The sequence below is a fragment of the Limnohabitans sp. genome (assembly GCF_030158565.1).
Lineage (GTDB): Bacteria > Pseudomonadota > Gammaproteobacteria > Burkholderiales > Burkholderiaceae_C > Limnohabitans_A.
This window is the reverse complement of the sequence record NZ_JAOASQ010000037.1, coordinates 36897-51425: the sequence shown is the minus strand read 5'-3', so window position 1 is coordinate 51425 and position 14529 is coordinate 36897. Positions and strand designations below refer to the sequence as shown.

The 14529-nt window shown below is 59.7% G+C and carries 14 protein-coding genes; 10 read left to right on the top strand and 4 right to left on the bottom strand.

Annotated features, from left to right (window positions below):
- Window positions 1-104: 104 nt before the first annotated feature.
- Window positions 105-1079 carry an NADPH:quinone oxidoreductase family protein gene (locus Q1W40_RS07785; RefSeq protein ID WP_300710710.1) on the bottom strand — a complete coding sequence of 325 codons (975 nt, stop codon included), beginning with the start codon at window positions 1077-1079 and terminating at the stop codon, window positions 105-107.
- A 154-nt stretch (window positions 1080-1233) separates the two neighbouring features.
- Here Q1W40_RS07785 and surE point away from each other — a divergent pair, with 154 nt between their 5' ends.
- From surE to rlmD, 5 genes are read left to right on the top strand one after another with little or no spacing between them, the layout of a single operon-like run.
- On the top strand, window positions 1234-2004 hold the full coding sequence (gene surE / locus Q1W40_RS07780; RefSeq protein WP_300710708.1) for a 5'/3'-nucleotidase SurE: 771 nt from the start codon (window positions 1234-1236) through the stop codon (window positions 2002-2004).
- A complete protein-coding gene (locus tag Q1W40_RS07775) occupies window positions 2001-2837 on the top strand; it encodes a protein-L-isoaspartate(D-aspartate) O-methyltransferase (RefSeq protein WP_300710706.1) in 837 nt (278 codons plus the stop codon). Before surE ends, Q1W40_RS07775 begins: the two co-directional genes overlap by 4 nt.
- 12 nt (window positions 2838-2849) lie before the next feature.
- Window positions 2850-3686, top strand: coding sequence for a peptidoglycan DD-metalloendopeptidase family protein (locus Q1W40_RS07770; protein WP_300710704.1), 837 nt, complete (start codon window positions 2850-2852; stop codon window positions 3684-3686).
- Window positions 3687-3695: 9 nt separating this feature from the next.
- Window positions 3696-4493 carry a 3'-5' exonuclease gene (locus Q1W40_RS07765; protein WP_300710702.1) on the top strand — a complete coding sequence of 266 codons (798 nt, stop codon included), beginning with the start codon at window positions 3696-3698 and terminating at the stop codon, window positions 4491-4493.
- Between the two features lie 32 nt (window positions 4494-4525).
- Window positions 4526-5953 (top strand): 23S rRNA (uracil(1939)-C(5))-methyltransferase RlmD, encoded by a 1428-nt coding sequence (rlmD, locus tag Q1W40_RS07760; RefSeq protein ID WP_300710700.1) that lies wholly within the window; start codon window positions 4526-4528, stop codon window positions 5951-5953.
- 63 nt (window positions 5954-6016) lie between these two features.
- On the opposite strand, the gene Q1W40_RS07755 is transcribed toward rlmD, so the two are convergent.
- Window positions 6017-6709 carry a Bax inhibitor-1/YccA family protein gene (locus tag Q1W40_RS07755; protein ID WP_300710698.1) on the bottom strand — a complete coding sequence of 231 codons (693 nt, stop codon included), beginning with the start codon at window positions 6707-6709 and terminating at the stop codon, window positions 6017-6019.
- A 183-nt stretch (window positions 6710-6892) separates the two neighbouring features.
- Here Q1W40_RS07755 and Q1W40_RS07750 point away from each other — a divergent pair, with 183 nt between their 5' ends.
- Window positions 6893-7300, top strand: a complete 408-nt coding sequence (locus Q1W40_RS07750) for a heme-binding protein (protein ID WP_300710696.1) — start codon at window positions 6893-6895, stop codon at window positions 7298-7300.
- A gap of 103 nt (window positions 7301-7403) precedes the next feature.
- Here the strand turns inward: Q1W40_RS07750 and Q1W40_RS07745 are convergent, their stop codons facing one another.
- Window positions 7404-7709: a c-type cytochrome gene (locus tag Q1W40_RS07745; protein ID WP_108322803.1), complete on the bottom strand. Its 306-nt coding sequence runs from the start codon at window positions 7707-7709 to the stop codon at window positions 7404-7406.
- Window positions 7710-7899: 190 nt separating this feature from the next.
- Between Q1W40_RS07745 and ilvD the strand changes: the two genes are divergently transcribed.
- On the top strand, window positions 7900-9756 hold the full coding sequence (gene ilvD / locus Q1W40_RS07740) for a dihydroxy-acid dehydratase (RefSeq protein WP_300710693.1): 1857 nt from the start codon (window positions 7900-7902) through the stop codon (window positions 9754-9756).
- A gap of 60 nt (window positions 9757-9816) precedes the next feature.
- Entirely contained in the window at window positions 9817-10620 is an 804-nt protein-coding gene (gene lgt, locus Q1W40_RS07735; RefSeq protein ID WP_300710691.1) for a prolipoprotein diacylglyceryl transferase, read from the top strand.
- 1 nt (window position 10621) lies between these two features.
- Here the strand turns inward: lgt and Q1W40_RS07730 are convergent, their stop codons facing one another.
- A complete protein-coding gene (locus Q1W40_RS07730) occupies window positions 10622-12073 on the bottom strand; it encodes an amidase (protein WP_300710689.1) in 1452 nt (483 codons plus the stop codon).
- A gap of 233 nt (window positions 12074-12306) precedes the next feature.
- Between Q1W40_RS07730 and Q1W40_RS07725 the strand changes: the two genes are divergently transcribed.
- Both Q1W40_RS07725 and Q1W40_RS07720 read left to right on the top strand, forming a co-directional pair.
- Window positions 12307-13011 carry a GntR family transcriptional regulator gene (locus Q1W40_RS07725; protein ID WP_300710687.1) on the top strand — a complete coding sequence of 235 codons (705 nt, stop codon included), beginning with the start codon at window positions 12307-12309 and terminating at the stop codon, window positions 13009-13011.
- The gene (locus Q1W40_RS07720; protein WP_300710685.1) at window positions 13008-14486 is read left to right on the top strand and encodes a malonyl-CoA decarboxylase; all 1479 of its coding nucleotides are present in this window, start codon (window positions 13008-13010) and stop codon (window positions 14484-14486) included. The genes Q1W40_RS07725 and Q1W40_RS07720 overlap by 4 nt, the downstream gene beginning before the upstream one ends.
- Window positions 14487-14529 lie beyond the last annotated feature (43 nt).

The window sequence follows — 14529 nt, the reverse complement described above, 5'->3', positions numbered from 1 at the left end:
CAGGATTGTGATTCCTGTTGTCGTGGGTTCGAGCCCCATCAGCCACCCCAAGTAAATCAAGCCCTTGCAGCAATGCAAGGGCTTTTTTCTTGGGTTGGCGAGGATCAGTTGACCATCACCAGCTTGCCCTTCACGCCACGTGAACCCATGTGGGCATAGGCTGCCTTCAGGTCGGCCATGGGCATGGTGCTGTCAATCACGGGTTTGATCTTGCCTTGGCCGTACCACTGGGCCAGCTCGGCCATCATGGCGGCATTGGCATGGGGTTCGCGGCGGGCGAAGTCGCCCCAGAACACACCCACCAAAGAAGCGCCTTTGAGCAAAGGCAAATTCAGGGGCAGGGTTGGAATAGGGCCACCTGCAAAGCCCACCACCAGATAACGGCCGCGCCAAGCGATGGAGCGGAAAGCCGGTTCTGCAAACTCGCCGCCCACCGGGTCGTAAATCACATCGGGCCCTTTGCCTTCGGTCAAGGTCTTGAGGGCTTCGCGCAGGTTTTCGGTGCTGTAGTTGATGGTGGCGTCTGCGCCCAAGGTTTTGCACAAAGCGCATTTTTCATCGGTCGATGCGGCCGCGATCACTTTGGCCCCCATCGCTTTGGCGATTTGGATGGCCGCTGTGCCAACACCGCCTGCAGCGCCCAATACCAGCACGGTTTCTCCGGCTTTGAGGGCGGCGCGATCCACCAGCGCATGGTGCGAGGTGGCGTAGGTCATGATGAACGCGGCCGCATCGACGGCTGGAAAGCCCGCGGGCAGCGGCATGCACAGCTTGGCGGGTGCCAGGGTGTGGGTGCCAAATCCGCCGGTGCCCGACAGGCATGCCACTGATTGGCCGACTTTCAGGTGGGTGACGCCTTCGCCCACGGCTTCGACAACGCCCGCGTATTCAGAACCCGGCACGAAAGGCAGCTCGGGCTTCATCTGGTACTTGTTTTGAACGATCAAGAGGTCTGGAAAGTTGAGGCTGGCCGCCTCAATTTTGAGCAGTACCTGACCCGCCGAGGGTGTGGGGGTGGGCAGCTCTTTCCAGGTCAGCGCGTCAACGCCAATGGGGTTTTCGCAAAGCCATGCGTGCATTCAATGTCTCCTGAGGTGTGTGTTTTGGACTGCGGACGATGGTAGGGATGGCGCTGCTGAATTTATGTCCCCCGAGCGACCGGGATTTCGCTGCGTTTTGTCACATCCGCCGAAGGAGGGCCCTCTACAATCGGAGTCCACACTGGAACCCCACATGAAAATTCTCATCTCGAACGACGATGGCTTTCGCGCAGAGGGGATCGTGGCGCTTTATGAAGCGCTCAAAACCATCGCCGATGTGGAGGTGGTCGCGCCCGAGCACAACAACAGCGCCAAATCGAACGCTCTGACTTTGCACACCCCGTTGTATGTGAACCGCGCTGACAATGGTTTTCGTTATGTCAACGGCACCCCCGCCGATTGCGTGCACATTGCTTTGACGGGTTTGCTCGGCTACCGACCTGATCTGGTGGTCTCCGGCATCAACAACGGTGCCAACATGGGCGATGACACCTTGTATTCGGGTACCGTGGGCGCGGCGATGGAGGGCTATCTGTTCGGCATCCCGGCCATCGCGGTATCGCAAATGGAAAAAGGCTGGGCCCATGTGGATGCTGCGGCGCAAAAGATCAAACAGCTGATCGCCCAAATGCAGTCGGGTGACTTGCTCCATGCACAGCCTTGGTTGTTGAATGTGAACATCCCGAATTTGCCACTGGAGCAGATCCGTGCACCTCAGTTGTGCCGTTTGGGGCGCCGCCACTCGGCAGAGCCTGTGATCACGCAGGTGGACCCCCGTGGCCAGACCATGTACTGGATCGGCAACGCAGGGCCTGCGATGGACGACAGCGAAGGCACGGACTTTCACGCGGCCAAACTGGGGCACATGGTGGTCACGCCGCTGAAGGTGGATTTGACCGAACACCAGTCGCTCGACCTGTGGTCGCGTGCATTTGAACGTTTACATGTGACGGAGCCTGCATGAGTCAGCGCCCCGGTTTCCCTGCCAAATTGCCCGCACTTGGGGCACCACGCACTACCCGTACCCCGGCGCCCCTTGTGGGCACTCAAAGACCTGTGGCCATGCCCACGCCTAAGCCTGTGCCCAGCAAGGCTGTGGCAGGCACTTCACCTGCGCAACGATCGGCGCCTTTGCGCTCGGGCTTGGGCATGGGCATGGATTATGGCCCTTTGCGTGCCCGCATGGTCAGCAACTTGGCCGCTCAGGGTTTGCAAGACCCGATGGTGCTGCAGGCCATGGGCTTGGTGGAGCGCCACCGTTTTGTGGAAACCGCCTTGGCAGTGCAAGCCTATGAAGACACCAGTTTGCCGATTGGCTTAGGGCAGACCATCTCCAAGCCCAATGTGGTGGCCCGCATGATCGAGTTGATGCGTGAGGGCATTTCGGGCAAATTGGGCCGCATTCTGGAAATCGGCACAGGGTGCGGCTACCAGGCTGCGGTGCTCAGCCATGTGGCCACAGAGGTTTACAGCCTTGAGCGCCTGCGTGGCTTGCACGAAAAATCGCGAGAGAATCTGCGTCCTTTGCGCTTGCACAATGTCCATTTGATTTTTGGCGATGGCATGCTGGGCTACCCCAAAGGCGGGCCATACGCAGGCATCATCTCGGCGGCTGGCGGTGAATCCGTGCCCCAGGCTTGGCTGGACCAGTTGGCTGTTGGTGGGCGATTGGTGGCGCCGACGATCACACCGGCAGGCCATCAGGCTTTGGTGGTGATTCTTCGGACCGCCGAAGGATTTGATCGCCAGGTGTTGGAGGCCGTGCATTTTGTGCCTCTAAAATCCGGCGTTGCTTAAATGAAAGAATTCATGATTGAACTTCAACGCATCTCATCCTTTTTTGCATTGACGATCGGTGCCGCTGTATTGGTGGGCTGCTCTTCAGCCCCCCGTGTCATGGCGCCCGTCGAAGACCGCATCGCCAGTTCGCGAACGGGCACCGGCGTTGTCGATGCGCCTGCGGCCCCTGCCAAGGTTTTGCCCGGTGCAGAAAATGCGGGCAAACCGGGCTATTACACCGTTCAACGCGGCGAGACCCTGACCCGCATCGGTTTGGAGCACGGTCAGTCCAGGCGCGATTTGGCGCGCTGGAACAACCTGAGCAATCCCGATGTGATCGAGGTGGGGCAGGTTTTGCGGGTTGCGCCCCCGGGCGCGGCTGTCGAAGCTTCGGGCGTCGTGGTTCGGCCCGTCACTTCGAGCGCAGAAATGCCAGCGGCCACCCCATCCGCCAAGCCTGCGCCTGTCAATCCGTCCGCTGCATCGGTGGTTGCCGACGAGGGCTTGGGTTTCATCTGGCCCTCGAATGGCACATTGATTGGTGGCTTTGACGATTCAAAGAACAAAGGGCTGGACATTGCGGGCAAGGCCGGTGATGCCGTGATGGCATCCGCAGATGGTCAAGTGGTTTACGCCGGTTCAGGTCTGCGTGGCTATGGCAACTTGATCATCTTGAAGCACAACAACACCTTCTTGACGGCCTACGCCCATAACCAGAAACTGCTGGTCAAAGAAGACCAGAAAGTGCGCAAGGGCGAAAAGATCGCCGAGATGGGCAACACCGATGCCGACCGTGTCAAGCTGCACTTCGAGGTGCGCCGTCAGGGTAAGCCAGTCGATCCGGCCAAGTTTTTGCCCGCCCGCTGAAAGTCCTGCATGGCTTGGCCTGTCCTGGTCTTTGACATTGAGACCATTCCCGACATGGCCGGCTGGCGGCGTCTGAATGGCGCATCGCCCGAGCTGACCGATGCCCAGGTGCATGCCCAGTGGAAGGCCGAACGCGCAGCCCAGGGGCAAAGCGATTTCATGCCCCTGTACCTGCAAAAAGTGCTGGCGATCAGCTGTGTTTTTCGCAATGCCGAGGGCTTGCGCGTCCATTCCTTTGTGGACCGCGATGGCCAAAGCGAAGGCCGCATCGTTCAGACCTTCTTCAACGTCATCGAAAAACACGAGCCGCAACTGGTGAGCTGGAACGGCAGTGGCTTTGACCTGCCGGTGCTGCATTACCGTGGCTTGCAGCATGGGGTGGTGGCCGACAAGTACTGGGACTTGGGCGAGGGCACGCATGGCAGCGACCGCGAGTTCAAGTGGAACAACTACATTTCGCGTTACCACATGCGCCATCTGGACCTCATGGACTTGCTGGCCAAGTACACCCCGCGCAACAACGCGCCCATGGACGCGATGGCCAAATTGTGCGGTTTCCCGGGCAAGCTGGGCATGGACGGCTCGCAAGTCTACGAGCAGTTTCTGGCGGGTCAAACCGAAGACGTGCGCCGTTACTGCGAAACCGATGTGATGAACACCTATTTGCTGTATTGCCGCTTTCAAAAAATGCGCGGCGGCCTGACCGAGGCCGAATACATGCAGGAAATCCAGTTCGTCAAAGACAATGTGGCCGCCTTGGCGGGCCAAGAGCCGCATTGGCAGGAATACCTGCAGGCCTGGGTCTGAATTTGCGCCTGGCCCAATGAGACAATCGGGGCATGAGCGAAAAACAAGAACTCTCCATCCCCCAACACGAAGCCCCCAACAGCGACGATTTGCCCGAAGGCTGGTTGCGCGTCGGCTCTCTGGACATGGATGCCCAAGGCATCGCCCGCCGCCCTGACGGCAAAGTGGTTTTCATCGAAGGCGCCTTGCCTTTTGAAGTGGTCTCTGTCCAGGTCGGTCGCAAAAAGAACAACTGGGAGCAGGGCACCGTCACCGAGATCCACTCGGAATCCTCCCAGCGTGTCACGCCTGGTTGCCCGCATTTTGGTTTGCACAGTGGCGCTTGTGGCGGCTGCAAGATGCAACATCTGGAGGCTTCTGCGCAAGTGGCCATCAAGCAGCGCGTGCTCGAAGACAACCTCTGGCACCTGGGCAAAGTCAAAGCCGACACCATGCTGCGTCCGATCGAAGGGCCCACATGGGGCTACCGCTACCGCGCCCGCATGTCGGTGCGCTATGTGATCAAGAAGGGCGAAGTCCTGATTGGTTTCCACGAGCGCAAGAGCCGCTACATTGCCGACATGAAGGTCTGCCGCATTTTGCCGCCCCATGTCAGCGCCATGTTGATGCCCCTGCGTGCCCTGATCGCTCAAATGGAAGCCCGTGAAACCTTGCCCCAGATCGAGCTGGCCTGCGGTGATGAGGTCACCGCCATGGTCCTGCGCCACCTGGAGCCTTTGAGCGAGGGTGATCTGGCCAAACTGCGCGCCTTTGGCGAGCAGCACCAGGTGCAATGGTGGCTGCAGCCCAAAGGGCCGGACACGGTGCATTTGCTCGAGACGGGCGGCCCACAGCTGAGCTACGGCTTGCCCGACTTTGGCATCACCATGCCGTTCCGCCCCACCGATTTCACTCAGGTCAACCCTTTCATCAACCGCGTGCTGGTGGCCCGTGCGCTGCGTTTGTTGCAAGCGCAAAAGAACGAACGCGTGATCGACTGGTTTTGCGGTTTGGGCAACTTCACCTTGCCGATTGCCACGCAGGCAGCCGAGGTGCTGGGCATCGAGGGCGCAGAGACCTTGGTGGCCCGCTCGCGCGACAACTACGCCCGCAACCAGGCCGATCGACCTGAAGGGCAGCCTCTGGCCCCCACGAGTTTTGTGGCGCGCAACCTGTTCGAGATGACGCCTGAGATGCTGGTCGCCGATGGCACGGCCGACAAATGGCTGGTGGACCCACCGCGAGAGGGTGCATTCGCTTTGTCCAAAGCCCTGGCCGAGCTGCACGAGAACCAAGAACTGCGCCAAGGCTGGACCCCGCCCAAGCGCATCGTGTATGTCAGCTGCAACCCAGCCACCTTGGCGCGCGACGCTGGCTTGCTGGTGCACCGCGCGGGTTACCGCTGCGTGAGCGCAGGCGTCATCAACATGTTTGCCCACACGGCGCACGTGGAGAGCATGGCGGTGTTCGAGCTGGCGTGAGGCTGGCGACGAACCATGAAAAAAGGCTCCCTTGGGAGCCTTTTTGCTGTGCGGGAAGGGTGTTCAGTCGCGCTCGCCGCCCATGATGCCCAAGAGGGCCAGCAGGCTCTGGAACACGTTCAAGATGTCCAGGTACAGGGCCAGGGTGGCGCTGATGTAGTTGGTCTCGCCGCCGTCAACGATCTGCTTGAGGTCGTACAGCATGTAGGCGCTGAAGATGCCAATGGCCATGACCGAGATCACCATCATGCCCACGCTGGAGCCGACGAACACGTTGATGATGCCGCCGATCATGATGGCCAAAGCGCCGACCATCAACCATTTGCCCATGCCCGACAGGTCACGCTTGATGGTACTGGCCAGGCTGGCCATGACGAAGAACACCCCGGCGGTGCCCGCAAACGCGGTCATGATCAGGTCAGAGCCGTTTTTAAAGCCCAGCACCATGGCGATCATGCGCGAGAGCATCAAGCCCATGAAGAACGTAAAGCCCAGCAGCACAGGCACGCCAGCGGCAGAGTTCTTGGTTTTCTCGATAGCGAACATAAAGCCAAAGGCCCCAGCCAGAAACACGATCAAGCCCAAACCACCTGTCAGTGTGGCGGTGATACCGGTGGCCACGCCCAGCCAGGCGCCCAAAACGGTGGGCAAGAGGCTCAGGGCCAGCAGCCAGTAGGTGTTGCGTAACACGCGGTTGCGTGTGGCGGCACTGTTGTGGCCCCAGTCGGTGGTGTTCAGTGTGCGAAGGTCGCTCATGTGTGTCTCCTGTTCAAACCCTGCATTCAGGGCCATTACATTGTAGGGTGGGCCAGTCGCAAGCTGGCAATATCCGCGAAGGAATGGGGTTATCCGGGTGAAGCACTTTTGCGCTCAAGTGTGCAATTCGTGCAGGTGAGCCCGTGTATGCTTGCCATTTGTTTTTTCCCTTTCAAACACATCATGAAAACACAATCCGTTCTCGAACTGTCCGACGTGCAAGCCATTGCCGCAGCCGCTCAAGCCGAAGCCCAGAAAAACAATTGGAACGTCAGCATTGCCATCGTCGATGCGGGCGGCCACCTTTTGCACTTCCAGCGCCTGAACGGTGCGCCTCCCATTTCTTCGCACATTGCGCCAGCCAAGGCTCACACAGCAGCGCTGGGTCAGCGCGAAAGCAAAGTGTATGAAGACGTCATCAACGGCGGTCGTTACTCCTTCCTGTCGGCTCCTGCCGTGGAAGGCATGCTCGAAGGTGGCGTGCCGATCATGAAAGACGGCGCTTGTCTTGGCGCAGTGGGCGTGAGCGGGGTCAAGTCCAATGAAGACGCCCAGATTGCCAAAGCCGGTATCGCAGCCATCGGCCTTTGATCTGATCGGGCATGGGGACCCACAGCGTGTGAGTTCCCAAAAACAAAAAACCCGCTGTTTTCAGCGGGTTTTTTTGATGAGGCCAAAGCCAACGGTGGGCTAATTACTTGGCGCTCAAGACCCAAGCGGCCAATTTTTTGGCTTCCGCTTCATTCACCTGAGGGTTGGCTGGCATGGGCACTGCACCCCAAACGCCCGAACCGCCTTTGACGATTTTGGTGGCGAGCTTGTCGACAGCCGACTTGTCAGCTTTGTACTTGGCGGCCACATCTTTGTAGCTGGGGCCCACCAGTTTTTTGTCAACTGCATGGCAAGCCATGCAGTTTTTGGAGGTGGCCAATGCCAGGTCAGCAAAAGCAGGGGCTGCGGCGGCAGCGGTCATGGCCAGGGCAAGAACGAATTTTTTCATGTCGGTACCTTGTGGGTTAAAAGGATCGGGGGGCGAGCCCAAGGAGCTCTTGGCTGCGAGTGTAGCTGGATCCGGATTTTGGGGTGATTGACTTACAGGTGACTGAGTCTTTGTCTTGCGTGACCAGCGCATGCTTGTGCTGGGCCATAATCCGATGACTTTTTTCATGTATTTCCGACAGGAGCCTTGAATGCCCGCTTACCGCTCAAAAACATCCACCGCTGGCCGCAACATGGCGGGTGCCCGTTCCCTGTGGCGCGCCACGGGCATGAAGGACGATGACTTCAGCAAGCCGATCATCGCCATCGCCAACTCCTTCACCCAGTTCGTGCCCGGCCACGTGCACCTGAAAGACCTGGGCCAGCTGGTGGCCCGCGAGATTGAAGCCGCTGGCGGCGTGGCCAAGGAATTCAACACGATTGCCGTGGACGACGGCATTGCCATGGGCCACGACGGCATGCTGTATTCGCTGCCCAGCCGGGACATCATTGCCGACTCGGTTGAGTACATGGTCAACGCGCACTGTGCTGACGCGATCGTCTGCATCTCCAACTGCGACAAGATCACCCCCGGCATGCTGATGGCCGCCATGCGCCTGAACATCCCGGTCATTTTTGTGTCCGGCGGCCCCATGGAAGCGGGCAAGGTGCGCCTGGCCAACCCCCAGACGCAAGTCATGGAGTTCAAAAAGCTCGACCTGATCGACGCCATGGTGATGGCGGCCGACGACAAGGTGAGCGATGCCGACCTGGCCGAAATCGAACGTTCGGCTTGCCCGACCTGCGGTTCCTGCTCCGGCATGTTCACCGCCAACTCGATGAACTGTCTGGCCGAGGCCTTGGGCCTGGCCTTGCCCGGCAACGGCACCGTGGTGGCCACACACGCTGACCGCGAGCAGCTGTTCAAGCAAGCCGGTCGCACCATCGTGGACATGGCCAAGCGCTACTACGAGCAGGGCGATGACACCTTGCTGCCCCGTTCCATGGGCTTCAAGGCCTTTGAAAACGCGATCGCGCTCGACATCGCCATGGGCGGCTCGACCAACACCATCTTGCACCTGCTGGCGATTGCCCAGGAAGCCGAGATTGAATTCACCATGGCCGACATCGACCGCATGTCGAAGATCGTGCCCCAGCTGTGCAAGGTCGCGCCCAACACCAACAAGTACCACATCGAAGACGTGCACCGCGCTGGCGGCATCATGGGCATTCTGGGCGAGTTGGACCGCGCAGGCCGTCTGCACACCGACGTGCCCACCGTGCACGCCAAGACCATGAAAGACGCGCTGGACCAGTGGGACATCGCCCGTAACCCGTCGGATGCGGTCAAGCACTTTTACATGGCTGGCCCTGCAGGCATCCCATCGCAAGTGGCTTTCAGCCAGAACACCCGTTGGCCAAGCCTGGACACCGACCGCGCCGAAGGCTGCATCCGCTCCATTGAGCACGCCTTCAATAAGGAAGGTGGCTTGGCCGTGCTGCGCGGCAACATCGCGCTGGACGGCTGTGTGGTGAAGACCGCAGGCGTGGACGACAGCCTGCTGGTGTTTGAAGGCCCGGCCCACGTGGTCGAGTCGCAAGACGAAGCCGTGGAGAACATCCTGAGCGACAAGGTCAAGGCGGGCGACATCGTGGTCGTGCGCTACGAAGGCCCCAAAGGCGGCCCCGGCATGCAGGAAATGCTGTACCCCACGAGCTACATCAAATCCAAAGGCCTGGGCAAAGCCTGCGCCTTGCTGACCGACGGTCGTTTCTCAGGTGGTACTTCGGGCTTGTCGATTGGCCACTGCTCGCCCGAAGCAGCAGCGGGTGGCACCATCGGTTTGGTGCGCAATGGCGACCGCATCCGCATCGACATCCCTAACCGTTCGATCAACGTGCTGGTGAGCGACGAGGAGCTGGCCAAGCGCCGTGTGGAGCAAGACAAGCTGGGCTGGAAGCCAGCCTTGCCACGCCCACGCAAAATTTCAGCGGCATTGAAGGCCTATGCCTTGCTGGCCACCTCGGCCGACAAGGGCGCTGTGCGCGATTTGTCGCTGCTGGGTTGATACAACTGTGTTGGACAGCATGCTGATGCGTGCCCCACATTGCGGGCACAATCGCTCCCCATGCTGATCCACCCTCAAATCGATCCCGTCGCCCTGCAACTGGGCCCTTTGGCTGTCCATTGGTATGGCTTGACCTACCTGGCCGCTTTTGCGCTGTTTTACTGGTTGGGCACGTGCCGTCTGCACCACTTGCCGTTCTCGCGTTTGTCCGAGTGGACGCGCCAGGATGTAGAAGACATCCTGTTCCTGGGCGTGCTCGGCGTGGTGCTGGGCGGTCGCATCGGTTATTGCCTGTTTTACAAACCCGGCTATTACGCCTCGCATCCGCTGGAAGTTTTGGCGGTCTGGCAAGGCGGCATGAGCTTTCATGGCGGCATGCTGGGCGTGATGGCCTCCATGGTCTGGTTTGCGTGGTCGCGCAAGCGGCCGTTCTTGCAAGTGATGGACTTTGTGGCGCCTTGTGTGCCCACGGGCTTGGCCGCTGGGCGCATTGGCAACTTCATCAACGGCGAACTCTGGGGTCGCGTCGCCGACCCGAGCCTGCCTTGGGCCATGCTGTTCCGTGGTACGGGTGATTTGCCCCGTCATCCCTCGCAGATCTACCAGTTCCTGATGGAAGGTGTCTTGCTGTTTGTGCTGCTGTGGCTGTACGCCCGCAAGCCTAGGGCGCAAGGGCAGGTGGCCTTTGCTTTCCTGTTCGGTTACGGCGTGTTCCGCTTCGTGGCCGAGTATTTCCGTGAACCCGATGCGCATCTGGGCCTCTTGAGCTTGGGCATGAGCATGGGGCAGTGGCTGTGTCTGCCAATGATCGTTTTGGGCGCAGCTTTCTGGTTCTGGTGTGGTCGACGAGCCGCTGCGACTTGAATCAAGAAGGTCGGCGTTGCAGCCAGTCGCTGCGCACGGCTTCGTAGGCCGCTGCCACCTGCAACAAAGCCACATCTCCTTGCGGCTTGCCAATCAGCTGGATACCCATGGGCCAAGGCTGGGTGGGGTGAAAGCCAGCGGGCAGGCTGATCGCGGGCAAACCCGCCAAGGTGGCGTAGATGGTGCACTCCATCCAGCGGTGATAGGTGTCCATCGGGCGTTCGCCGATTTTTTGCGGCCAGCGTTCTTCCAGCGGAAAAGGCCAAGCTTGCGCCACAGGCAGGGCCAGCACATCGAAGCGCTCGAACATCTGAAGCAGCTGGTTGTAGAACCTGGTGCGATGCTGGCTGGCCCGCTGGAAATCCATGTAGGACAGCGTGAGCGAGTTGTCGTATTCCCATAACACTTCAGGTTTGAGTGTTTCACGGGCGCCAGGCAGTTGCATCAGCGCAGCGGCTTTGGGGCCCACCAGCGCACGGCGCCAGACCAGCCAGCATGCCCACAAAGCCTCTGTGTCAAAGCCCGGCGCGGTCGACTCCACATGGGCTCCCGCTTTTTGCATCACACGCAACGCATCTTCGCAGACGTTCAAGATACCGTCTTCCATGGCCAGATGGCGGCCCAGATCTCCCAGCCATCCGACCCGCAATCCCTGGAGTGCATCTGGCGTGTACTGGATGTCCGAGACGTCCAGCGCAGCGTTGATTGACAGCGGCTGACGACGGTCGCGGCCCGACTGTGTGGCCAGGAGCCTTGCCAGGTCTTGCACGCTGCGGGCCATGGGCCCTTCGGTGCCCAGTTGGTCCACCCACACATCGGCACCCGGGCCGTAAGGCACCCGGCCTTGCGAAGGGCGCATGCCAAACAGGTGGTTCCAGCCCGCCGGGTTGCGCAGGCTGCCCATGAAGTCCGAGCCATCGGCCACAGGCAACATGCGTTGGGCCAGCGCCACCGCCGCGCCGCCGCTGCTGCCGCCTGCACTCACGCTGCTGTCCCACGCGTTGGGTGTGGCACCGAACAAGTCGTTGAAGGTGTGTGAGCCCAAGCCCAATTCGGGCATGTTGGTCTTGCCGATCACGATGGCGCCAGCGGCTTTCATGCGTGCGGTCATGATGCTGTCCGCCCGGGGCATTTGCTGTGCCAAAAGCCGACTGCCCAATGTGGAGGGAAAGCCCAGCGCATGCCCTGTGTCTTTGATGGCTTGTGGGATGCCATGCAGCCAGCCTCGGGATTGGCTCTGTGCCAGCTCCTTGTCGCACTGTCGAGCTTGAGCCATCAACGTGTCTGCAGGGGCCAGATTGACGATGGCGTTGTAGCGTGGGTTGAGCTTGTCAATGCGTTGCAGATAAGCCTGCATGACCTCCGTGCAGGAGATTTTTCCCTGGTGGATGCGCTCAGACAGTTCGCTGGCATTGAAGTCGGTGATGTCGGTGATGTCGGTGATGTCGGTCATGGGGGGCTGGTCAATAGGGACGCTGGTGTGACGAACATTTTGAAAGATGAAACCAACCGTGGCTGTCACACAGGGATCTGTGTGTGAACCGCAGAAGCCACCAGACAGCGGTGTGTTGTGGATGGCTTTGTCAGGGTTTTTCTGGATCTTTGGGTGCCGTCTGGCTATCGACAAGGAGCATGGACTTCCGTTGTAATTAGCTGTAATTACAGAAAATTATCCAAAGTCGCGACATGGCAGGACACATCAATTCATTGCACGATCAGGTGGCGCAGCAGTTGCGCGACTTGATTTTTGCGGGGGTCTTGCCACCCGGTGCATTTGTGGACGAGAGCCGCTTGTGCGAGCAACTGGCCATTTCGCGCACGCCGCTGCGCGAAGCGCTGAAAGTACTGACCGCAGAGGGGCTCATCCGGCATGAGCCGCGCCGTGGATGCTTTGTCAACGAGGTCACAGAGCAAGATCTGGACGATATCTTTCCAGTCATCGCCTTGTTGGAGGGGCGTTGTGCTTACGAGGCGGCTTTGCAAGCCAGTGATGCGGACATCCTGGCTTTGGAGGGCCTGCACCGGCAGTTGGAAGACAGCGCAGCGCAAGGCCGCATCCCCGACTATTACGCTGCCAATTTCGCCATCCATGAAGCCATCATCGCCATTGCGGGCAACAAGTGGTTGGCGCAGGTCATTGGGGATCTGCGCAAGATCCTCAAGCTCGCACGTTTGCAGCAACTCAAGGCACCGGGGCGTTTGACGCAGTCTCTGGCCGAGCACATGGCGATTTTCGCGGCCCTCAAAGCACGCGACGCCGAAGGCGCGGAGGCAGCCATGCGCACACACCTGACCCGGCAGCGCGAGGCCTTGCGGCAGCTCGCACGCCAGAACAAAAGCCGCATTGCCACGGTGAACACAGAACACGACAAGCTTGGGGTTCCCACATGAGCACTTCGGAATGGATTGGACGCACGGTGGCAGGTTGGTTGCCTGCGGGCAAGCGAGAAAGCAAGCAGCCTGTTGTGCCAGATGTCCAGCAGGAGGTGAGAGCGGCCAAAGCCGCGGCTGACAAAGGGCCTCCAGCGCGCTCTTCACGAGAACGCCTCAACGCCACTTTGCGTCAAAAAGAAGAGGCCTTGTCGCCGCGTGTTTTGCGGCGCACCCTGACCGAATTACAAGCCATCGTGGACCCCAGCGTGAGCGAGGTGGAAGGTGGCAAGCGGGCCAGGGGGGTGGCCCAGTGGTACAGCAAAGCCACGCCTGAGCAGCGACAGGACTGTTGGTTGCTGATGAGTGAACAATTTGCACCCGATGCGACCAAGGTCAGGGCAGCCCGTGAGCAATACGAGCTGGCTGTGGGCACGCCCGATGAAGGGGTTGCCGAAATCCGCATGCGCAAGGCCTTGGTGTCGCCCCGCACGCGCTTGTTGCAACGTTTTGCGGTGTTCCCGGAGGGCATGCGTTTTCTGGTGGATTTACGCCAGGACTTGATGCCCGCGCTCAAATCGAACAAGCGATTGCTGGCCTTGGAAGCCGAGTTGGAGAACCTGTTCACCACCTGGTTCGACGTCGCCTTTCTGGAGTTGCGCCGCATCAGCTGGGATTCGCCCGCCAGCTTGGTGGAGAAACTGATCAAGTACGAAGCGGTGCACGACATCAAGAGCTGGGGCGATGTGAAAAACAGGCTGGATTCGGACCGCCGTTGCTACGGCTTTTTCCATCCGCGTTTGCCCGATGAACCGCTGATTTTTGTGGAAGTGGCGTTCATGAACGAGATCGCCAGCAGCATCAGTCCTTTGTTGGACGAGTCGGCTGAGGCCGTGGATTTGAGCAAAGCCACGACCGCGATTTTTTACTCCATCAGCAACACGCAGCCCGGTCTCAAAGGGGTGAGTTTCGGGGATTCCCTGATCAAGCGTGTGGTCGAGACGCTGCGCTCGGATTTCCCCAAGCTCAAGACTTTTGCCACCTTGTCGCCCATTCCGGGTTTCCGTGGCTGGCTCAACAAAAACGCCAGCCGCATGCTGGAGGCCACGCCAGAAAAATTGAAATCCCAGTTGGGCCGTGCCGTGGGGTTTGAGCCTGCATCGGCCGAGCATGTGTTGTCGGCGCTGGATCTGATGCCCACTTTGCCGGAAAAGTCGGTCTTGCGTCAATGGCTTTTGGGCTGCGCGGCGCATTACCTGGGCAAAGAGCTGATCGAGGAACGGCCGGCCGATCCTGTTGCGCGTTTCCATTTGGGCAATGGCGCGCGCGTGGAGCACATCCATTGGGCGGCCGACATGTCTGGCAAAGGCGTCAAACAATCTTTTGGCTTGATGGTCAATTACCTGTACGACTTGCGCAAGCTCGATCGCTATCGCTTAGGCTTGGCAAAAGGCCATGTGCCGGTTTCGGACGACGTGGCGCGTTTGTATTTTTAGTTCCGTCATTTTTTCTATGGCAGATATTCATCAAAGAGGAGAC

Excerpts from the sequence above, each read along its gene's own strand:
- Q1W40_RS07785 (WP_300710710.1), bottom strand. The coding sequence starts at position 1,079 with ATGCACGCATGGCTTTGCGAAAACCCCATTGGCGTTGACGCGCTGACC.
- surE (WP_300710708.1), top strand. The coding sequence starts at position 1,234 with ATGAAAATTCTCATCTCGAACGACGATGGCTTTCGCGCAGAGGGGATC.
- Q1W40_RS07775 (WP_300710706.1), top strand. The coding sequence starts at position 2,001 with ATGAGTCAGCGCCCCGGTTTCCCTGCCAAATTGCCCGCACTTGGGGCA.
- Q1W40_RS07770 (WP_300710704.1), top strand. The coding sequence starts at position 2,850 with ATGATTGAACTTCAACGCATCTCATCCTTTTTTGCATTGACGATCGGT.
- Q1W40_RS07765 (WP_300710702.1), top strand. The coding sequence starts at position 3,696 with ATGGCTTGGCCTGTCCTGGTCTTTGACATTGAGACCATTCCCGACATG.
- rlmD (WP_300710700.1), top strand. The coding sequence starts at position 4,526 with ATGAGCGAAAAACAAGAACTCTCCATCCCCCAACACGAAGCCCCCAAC.
- Q1W40_RS07755 (WP_300710698.1), bottom strand. The coding sequence starts at position 6,709 with ATGAGCGACCTTCGCACACTGAACACCACCGACTGGGGCCACAACAGT.
- Q1W40_RS07750 (WP_300710696.1), top strand. The coding sequence starts at position 6,893 with ATGAAAACACAATCCGTTCTCGAACTGTCCGACGTGCAAGCCATTGCC.
- Q1W40_RS07745 (WP_108322803.1), bottom strand. The coding sequence starts at position 7,709 with ATGAAAAAATTCGTTCTTGCCCTGGCCATGACCGCTGCCGCCGCAGCC.
- ilvD (WP_300710693.1), top strand. The coding sequence starts at position 7,900 with ATGCCCGCTTACCGCTCAAAAACATCCACCGCTGGCCGCAACATGGCG.
- lgt (WP_300710691.1), top strand. The coding sequence starts at position 9,817 with ATGCTGATCCACCCTCAAATCGATCCCGTCGCCCTGCAACTGGGCCCT.
- Q1W40_RS07730 (WP_300710689.1), bottom strand. The coding sequence starts at position 12,073 with ATGACCGACATCACCGACATCACCGACATCACCGACTTCAATGCCAGC.
- Q1W40_RS07725 (WP_300710687.1), top strand. The coding sequence starts at position 12,307 with ATGGCAGGACACATCAATTCATTGCACGATCAGGTGGCGCAGCAGTTG.
- Q1W40_RS07720 (WP_300710685.1), top strand. The coding sequence starts at position 13,008 with ATGAGCACTTCGGAATGGATTGGACGCACGGTGGCAGGTTGGTTGCCT.